The following is a 3,637-nucleotide window of genomic DNA, read 5'->3' as shown; positions in this document are numbered from 1 at the left end:
CCGGATAACGTGGAAGATTTAGTGGTCGAACTTGCCAGCCATTTGCGGGAAAATCCAAAGTATACTACGAGTGAAAAAACCGAATGGGTATTGCATTCGATTGCTTGCCGAGCCGCTATAAAGGCTGGAGATAAAACACATACTACACAGTTGATGCGTTTGGCTGAAGACGTGATGGATGGGAAAATTCCACCGTTTTGCCCGCATGGTCGACCGGTTATTTTGCGTTTAACATTAAAGGAGCTGGAGAAACAGTTTGGCAGACAAGGTTAAGATTTTGGTGATTTGTGGCCCTACCGCTTCTGGAAAAACTTCCTCCTCTATTCGTTTAGCAAAGCAATTAAATGGAGAAGTGGTTTCAGCAGACTCTATGCAAATATATGCAGGTCTTTCTGTGGGAACAGCGAGACCCGATACATCGGAAATGGATGGTGTCGTACATCATCTTATGGGATTTCTTGAGCCAGAACAGACTTTTTCTGTAGCGGATTATGTTGAATTGGCATCGAATACAATTCAACAAATTGCGGAGCGGGGGCATGTGCCGATTCTTGTGGGCGGGACTGGTTTGTACATTTCAAGTTTGTTGGACGGCGTTCGTTTTTCTCCGGCAAAACCGTTATCGCAGGAGAGAATGCTCCTGCAGAAAGAATTGGATGAAAAAGGAATTATTCCGCTCTATGAAGAACTAAAAAGTATCGATCCGCAGTATGCTGCTACATTGCACCCCAATAATCATGTGCGTGTTTTGCGTGCGTTGGAATTGTATCGGCAAACTGGTAAGACCATGACGGAGCAGAGAAATGAATCTCTGCCCAAAGAAAAACCATACAATGCGTGCATCGTTTGCCTCTGTCCGAAAGACAGGCAGATTTTGTATGAGAGAATTGAAATGCGCGTAGACCAAATGATGGAGATGGGATTGCTGGAAGAAGCAAAAAAGGTATATTTGAATCGTGAGAGTTATCATACGGTTGCACAAGCGATAGGGTATAAGGAATTTTTTCCTTACTTTGAAGGAAAGATGGCGCTGTCTGATTGTGTACAGTCTCTTAAGCAAGCAACAAGAAATTATGCGAAACGTCAACTTACCTGGTTTCGAAGAATGCCGGATGTTCTTTGGCTTGATCCACAAGAGACTGTGGAAAGTATAGTATTGGAGTATTGGAAATCGAAAGATTTTGAAAAGGAATAAACATGGAAAAACGTACAAAACAAAAGAAAATAAGATGGGGAATCCTTCTTTTGTTGCTTATTCCAGTTGTTTATATTGCTGTTCAGCTCGCTTTAATTCTTTTTGGCCAAGTAAACCGTTCATATGATACGCAGACGGCGGTGTTGTATGAAATGGCGGATACAATATCTTGCCAAGGGTATGTCTCGTTGAGTGAAACGGACATCACTTACGACGGAGCTGGTGTTTTGGGCTATGTTGCGCAAGATGGAGAACGTGTTTCAGCCGGAACGGCTGTTGCACAGCAGTTTTCTGATGCCCAACAGGCTGCTGGATATCAACAGATTCAGGATTTGAATGAAGAAATTGCTTTGGTTGAAAAATCGCAAACAATTTCTACTGTGGCGGTTGATGTGGATTCTTTGCTGAAACAAACGAAGAACGGTATTTATGAAATTCTGTCCAGTGTACAAAGTGGAAATTATACACAGATACCGCAAGCGAGAGAGGAAGTTTTAACGGCGCAAAATCGCCTTTTGATCAATACGGGGTCAGCTTCTGATTTTTCACAGCGCATTCAAGAGTTGACAGAAAAAAGAGATGCCATTTCGGTGGGAACTCCTGTACCGATTGTTTCTAATACGGCAGGTTATTTTGTATCGGCTCAAGATAGCACAAAAAGAATCTACACCGGTGAAGAACTTTCTAAAATGACACCGAGTGAGTTTTCGGCGGCATGTCAGCAACCGTTACAAGAAAACGAAAACACAGTTGCAGGAAAAATTATTACGGATTATGAGTGGAGCTATTTTGCTTTAGTGGATGCAAAGCAAGCAACTAAATTTGTAGAAGGAAAAACCGTACAAATTTCTTTTCCGGGTGTATCTGATAATCAGTTCCCTGCGCAGGTAATCAGTGTTGTTGTAGATGAAGAAAACAATCTTGCGAAAGTGGAGTTACTGTGTGACTATATCAATGAAGATGTGGTAACGCTTGAGAAGGAAAATGCCCAGATTACATTTCAGGTCTATGAAGGGTTACGAGTGGACGCTGCTGCTAGGCGAGTTAGCGAAGGTGAGGATTACGTTTACGTCAAGCGCGGAAATACTGCGCAAAAACGTTATATTGACGTGATTTTTGAAGATCAAAATTATATTTTAGTTAACCCGGATAGCCAAGATACGCAAGAAAAAACTTATCTCAAGATGTACGATGAAGTTATCACGGACACAGGCAATCTTTATGAGGATAAAGTTTTGTTGTAAAAAAGGACCCGGCGCATGTCAGCTTTTTTTGGAAAAAGATTGACAATAAGAGCTAAAATGAAGATAATAAAAATATTAGCATATATGTATTATGCGGTTGTATGCCCTCTTTTAAAAATGGTTGCAACATTACATTGTTTCAAAAGGAGTACAGCGATTTATGAGCGTGTTTGATAAACTTAAAGGTATGATGGGCGTGCCCGACGACGACGATTACGATGAGGATGATGTCGACATGATGCAAAATGCTGACGATTCTGATGATTACAATGTACAGGATAGTTATGCACCACAGGATTCGGACCCAAAGAGAAATAAAGTGGTCAATATCAATTCCACCATGCAACTCCAGGTTGTGCTTGTAAAACCGGAGCGTTTTGATGATGCCAGTGCTGTGGCAGATCATTTGAATGCGAAACGTACGGTAGTGTTGAACTTGGAATCTACCAGCAAGGATATTGCACGACGTTTGGTAGACTTTTTGTCTGGTGTAGCCTATGCTAACAATGGGCAAATTAAGCGTGTGGCCAATAGTACTTTTATTATTACTCCTTATAATGTAGATATTATGGGAGATTTGTTGGACGAGCTGGAGAGCAATGGCGTCTTCTTCTAATTCGAAGCAGCGTGGGTATGTGCCACCTCAAAACGACGAAGAGAAACTTTGGTTAAGACGTGTGACAGAATGGGTTCGCCAAGTAGAATATACTGGTAAGCCAAAGGCAACTTCTTTTTTGAATGATCGTGAACAGATGCTTGCTGTTTCGGCTTTAAATAAAGAAAAATGGTCAAGCTACACGTTTTTTGGCGGATATGAAGGAGCCGATCGAAAAATTCTGTGTATTTACAGAGATGAAAAACCGGCCGAGTTTTTTGCAGCAAAATGCCTTTCGATTGTGGTACAGCAGCAAAGTTTTGTATTGACGCACCGGGATTATTTGGGGGCTCTTCTGAGTTTGGGAATAACAAGAGAGTGCATCGGAGATATTCTGATTTGCGAGAATGGGGCCAGATGCTTCGTAATGAATCGTCATATCCCTGTTGTGTGTGAAGAACTTCTTTCCGTTGGTCATTATCGTGTATGCGTTACACAGGAAGATGCTGAGGTAGTTGCTTTACCTGCTGGACAGGAGTATACGGTTAGTCTTGCATCATTGCGGCTTGATGCACTTTTGGCTGAGATGATTCACAGCAGTCG

The 3,637-nt window shown here is 41.9% G+C and carries 4 protein-coding genes and 1 pseudogene; all 5 read left to right on the top strand.

Features of this window, described 5'->3' with window-relative positions:
• Nucleotides 1–273, top strand: a pseudogene (locus AB5H98_RS13005) (DNA mismatch repair protein MutL); the annotation flags it as partial.
• On the top strand, nucleotides 257–1,195 hold the full coding sequence (gene miaA / locus AB5H98_RS13000; protein ID WP_367926311.1) for a tRNA (adenosine(37)-N6)-dimethylallyltransferase MiaA: 939 nt from the start codon (nucleotides 257–259) through the stop codon (nucleotides 1,193–1,195). The pseudogene AB5H98_RS13005 and the gene miaA, both read left to right, overlap by 17 nt.
• A 2-nt stretch (nucleotides 1,196–1,197) precedes the next feature.
• Nucleotides 1,198–2,439, top strand: a complete 1,242-nt coding sequence (locus tag AB5H98_RS12995) for an HlyD family efflux transporter periplasmic adaptor subunit (protein ID WP_367926310.1) — start codon at nucleotides 1,198–1,200, stop codon at nucleotides 2,437–2,439.
• Between the two features lie 160 nt (nucleotides 2,440–2,599).
• Nucleotides 2,600–3,055, top strand: a complete 456-nt coding sequence (locus AB5H98_RS12990) for a cell division protein SepF (protein ID WP_367926309.1) — start codon at nucleotides 2,600–2,602, stop codon at nucleotides 3,053–3,055.
• Nucleotides 3,039–3,637: YlmH/Sll1252 family protein (locus AB5H98_RS12985; protein ID WP_367926308.1), on the top strand; the 599-nt coding region annotated here is incomplete at its 3' end. The genes AB5H98_RS12990 and AB5H98_RS12985, both read left to right, overlap by 17 nt.

Origin of the sequence: uncultured Ruthenibacterium sp., assembly GCF_963558415.1 — a bacterium.
Lineage (GTDB): Bacteria > Bacillota > Clostridia > Oscillospirales > Ruminococcaceae > Ruthenibacterium.
The sequence above is the reverse complement of the archived record's forward strand: the minus strand, read 5'-3'. Positions and strand labels throughout refer to the sequence as shown.